The following is a 3,380-nucleotide window of genomic DNA, read 5'->3' on the forward strand; positions in this document are numbered from 1 at the left end:
TTCCTGTAATTATTTCTAATGCGGCACAAAACTGCGGACAGGATAAGGCAAAAGCAATTTCAATTGTTGGTACTTTAGGTTATGCAGGAGTAATGATTGGACCTGCAATTTTGGGATTTATTGCATCCATTATTTCACTAGATGCAATATTTGCCTTTTCAGGTTTTCTTATGATTGTGATGGCTATCTTATGCTTTGTTGCTTTAAGGCATAAGAGCAAGACTAATTAATAAGCTTTACATCCTTAGCAAATTTTTCAATAAAATCATCCATCTTTGATTGATTTAACTGCCAGTCAAGGCATTCTTTTTCTGCTAGTTTTTCAATCTCACTGTCAACATAACAATTTTGCTCAGGTGATACATAAACGATTGGTGTGCCATAAAACATTCCAACTGTATCACTGACACTGTCTAAATTCCACGAAGGCTTATGTTCAAAAGATCTTGCATACATGAACATAAATCTCATCGTATCAACCTTACTTACATTCCATTTATCAAGTTCATAACTGAATGAAGCTGCATCGTAAAACATGGACGACATATTCTCTACATTTGAGACATCCCATGAGGAAATATCTTGATTAAAGGATGAGGCAAACTGAAACATTCCACGCATGTTTTTAACTTTTGATACATTCCAGTTTGATATATTCTGATTGAAATTCTTGGCATAACAGAACATATAGCTCATGTCAGTTACATTTGATACATCCCACTTTTCTATTCCATCAAAAAAGAATCTAGCCTGATCGCCTGTTTCAAGAACAGGTTCAAAAAGATGGCTCATATCAGTAATTAATGAGGTGTCAATTGAACCTAACTCAATATCCTCGTTTAAAATGATCCTTCTTAATTCGTTTTTGGATTTTGGGCGTAATTTTTTTGAAAACATAACCGGCTCCATGTTTGTATCGTCTTTTTACAATAGCATATTTATGCGATTTGTAGAAACAAATAAGGAGATATGTTTAGTGTGATTGTAAAAATTTGAAACGGTGTTCACACACCTTGATGAAAATTTGGAGAAAAAAAAATACCCTCATTATTTTTGAGGGTATTTGCGATTTCTTAAATACTTAAGAAGTCAGGATTAAGCACCTAAAGCTGCTTTAGCCTGCATAGCAATAGCCTTGAAAGCTTCCTTATCGTTGATTGCAAGATCAGATAAAACCTTACGATCGATTTCGATGTTAGCCTTCTTTAAGCCATTGATTAACTGGCTGTAGCTTAAGTCTAACTGACGAGCTGCTGCATTGATACGAACAATCCATAGCTCACGGAACTGACGCTTCTTCTGACGACGATCACGGTAAGCATACTGACCTGCCTTGGTAACAGCCTGGACAGCAGTACGGAAGGTACGTGAACGAGCACCGTAGTAACCCTTAGCAGCCTTTAAAACTTTCTTGTGACGAGCACGTGCAGTTACACCGCGTTTTACTCTAGCCATTTGTCAAATCCTCCAATTAAGCGTATGGTAACTGACGAGCGATTGCACGTAAGTTACAGGTCTTTACACAGGTCATGCTACGTAGCTGACGCTTACGCTTGCTTGACTTCTTGGTAAGGATGTGACGTAAGTTCTGGTGACGGCACTTGTAGTGACCGCTACCGGTTTTCTTGAAGCGCTTTGCTACGCCTCTATCGGTCTTCATTTTGACCTTGACTTTTCCAGCCATTATATACTCCGCATTTTTAGCAGTTAACACACAATATAGGAGCCTGGTAAACCAGGACTTGTTACCCTATACTATTTCTTCTTAGGAGCCAACACCATAGTAGCCTGTCTACCTTCAACACGTGAAGCAGACTCTACTGATGCGATTCCTCTTTCAACGCATAGATCATTCTCTACACGCTTGAGAACATCTAAACCTAAGGACTGATGTGCCATTTCGCGACCGCGATAGCGCAGAGTTACCTTAGCCTTATTGCCCTCCTCTAGGAAGCGAATTAGGTTGCGTAGTTTAACCTGATAATCCGCTTCATCTGTTCCAGGACGGAATTTGATTTCCTTAACCTGAACAACCTTTTGCTTCTTACTCTTCTGATCTTTACTCTTCTGATAAAGATACTTACCATACTCAATTAGCTTGCAAACTGGTGGCTCTGCATTAGGACTGATTTCAACTAAATCAATCCCCTGCTCTCTTGCCATGTTGATAGCTTCAGCAGTTGGCATTACACCAACTAACTCGTTATCAGCGTCTAAAACACGAACCTCTTTACATCTAATATCGTTGTTAATCCGGTTCTTAGGCATTGCCTTGCCGGTCTTTCTGCTGTTGTTTATAGTAAGTACTCCTAAAAAAAAGTAAACGGCGTTATGCCAGAAAACGCATTTTCATGCGTTTTCTAATCTCCAAAGGATAAGAAGAACTAATCCTTTTTCTCTGCCTCTGCACGGGCTTTTTCAATAGCTACGTCTGCATCAGGCATATTTTTGCGCTGTATGATATCTGATTTTATTAATTTAATCAAGTCATCAACGCTCATTGTTCCCAAATCTGCACCCTTTCTGGTACGTACTGCAACTTTACCCTGTTCAGCTTCTCTTGCACCACATACAACAAGATAAGGAATGTGCATTAAGGTATGCTCTCTGATCTTAAAGCCAATCTTATCGCTTCTTAAGTCAGTTCTTGCACGAAGCCCCTGCTCATCCAGCTTCTCGAACACGCTCTTAGCATAGTCTGCCTGATCATCAGTTAAAGACATTACAACTGCCTGAACTGGAGATAACCATGTAGGGAAGGAGCCAGCATATTCTTCTGTCAGAATACCAATGAAACGTTCTAATGAACCTAACATTGCACGGTGGATCATAACAGGTACGTGCTCCTGGTTATCCTCACCGATGTATGCTGCACCTAAACGTCCTGGTAAAGAGAAGTCTAACTGAACAGTACCGCACTGCCATTCTCTGTCTAAAGAATCATGCAGAGTGAACTCGATCTTAGGACCATAGAATGCACCTTCGCCAGGCTGTAGTTCATACTCAAGACCGTTTGCCTCTAAAGCCTTCATCAGGTCCTGTTCTGCTCTATCCCAGATCTCATCTGAACCGATTCTCTTCTCTGGACGTGTAGATAACTTGATATCAACGTTGTGGAAATTAAATACGTCGTATACATCGTAAACCATCTTGATACAGTCTGATACTACATCAAGAATCTGGCTGTCGGTACAGAAGATATGACCATCATCCTGCTCGAAGCCTCTTACACGAAGAAGACCATGTAATGAACCTGATGGCTCGTTACGGTGATCCTTACCAAATTCAGCCATTCTAATTGGAAGATCACGATATGATCTTGTACGTGAATTAAAGATCTGAATTGCACCAGGGCAGTTCATTGGCTTAATCGCATAATC

At 40.1% G+C, this 3,380-nt stretch carries 6 protein-coding genes; 1 reads left to right on the forward strand and 5 read right to left on the reverse strand.

What is annotated here, in order from left to right:
* Positions 1-230, forward strand: a 230-nt coding sequence (locus ACJML3_RS03365; RefSeq protein ID WP_406020618.1) for an MFS transporter, incomplete at its 5' end; no start/stop codon positions are given.
* Here the strand turns inward: ACJML3_RS03365 and ACJML3_RS03370 are convergent.
* The 5 genes from ACJML3_RS03370 to thrS form a co-directional block, all read right to left on the reverse strand.
* A complete protein-coding gene (locus tag ACJML3_RS03370) occupies positions 223-897 on the reverse strand; it encodes a BspA family leucine-rich repeat surface protein (RefSeq protein ID WP_406020620.1) in 675 nt (224 codons plus the stop codon). The two genes, ACJML3_RS03365 and ACJML3_RS03370, sit on opposite strands and share 8 nt — an antisense overlap.
* A gap of 198 nt (positions 898-1,095) precedes the next feature.
* Positions 1,096-1,455 carry a 50S ribosomal protein L20 gene (gene rplT / locus ACJML3_RS03375; RefSeq protein ID WP_219936151.1) on the reverse strand — a complete coding sequence of 120 codons (360 nt, stop codon included), beginning with the start codon at positions 1,453-1,455 and terminating at the stop codon, positions 1,096-1,098.
* 16 nt (positions 1,456-1,471) lie between these two features.
* Positions 1,472-1,684: a 50S ribosomal protein L35 gene (rpmI, locus tag ACJML3_RS03380; RefSeq protein WP_219936153.1), complete on the reverse strand. Its 213-nt coding sequence runs from the start codon at positions 1,682-1,684 to the stop codon at positions 1,472-1,474.
* Positions 1,685-1,755: 71 nt separating this feature from the next.
* On the reverse strand, positions 1,756-2,268 hold the full coding sequence (infC, locus tag ACJML3_RS03385; RefSeq protein ID WP_219936156.1) for a translation initiation factor IF-3: 513 nt from the start codon (positions 2,266-2,268) through the stop codon (positions 1,756-1,758).
* Between the two features lie 116 nt (positions 2,269-2,384).
* The coding region (gene thrS / locus ACJML3_RS03390; RefSeq protein ID WP_406020623.1) for a threonine--tRNA ligase at positions 2,385-3,380 on the reverse strand (996 nt) is incomplete at its 5' end.

Source organism: Succinivibrio sp., assembly GCF_045124615.1.
GTDB lineage: Bacteria > Pseudomonadota > Gammaproteobacteria > Enterobacterales > Succinivibrionaceae > Succinivibrio > Succinivibrio faecicola.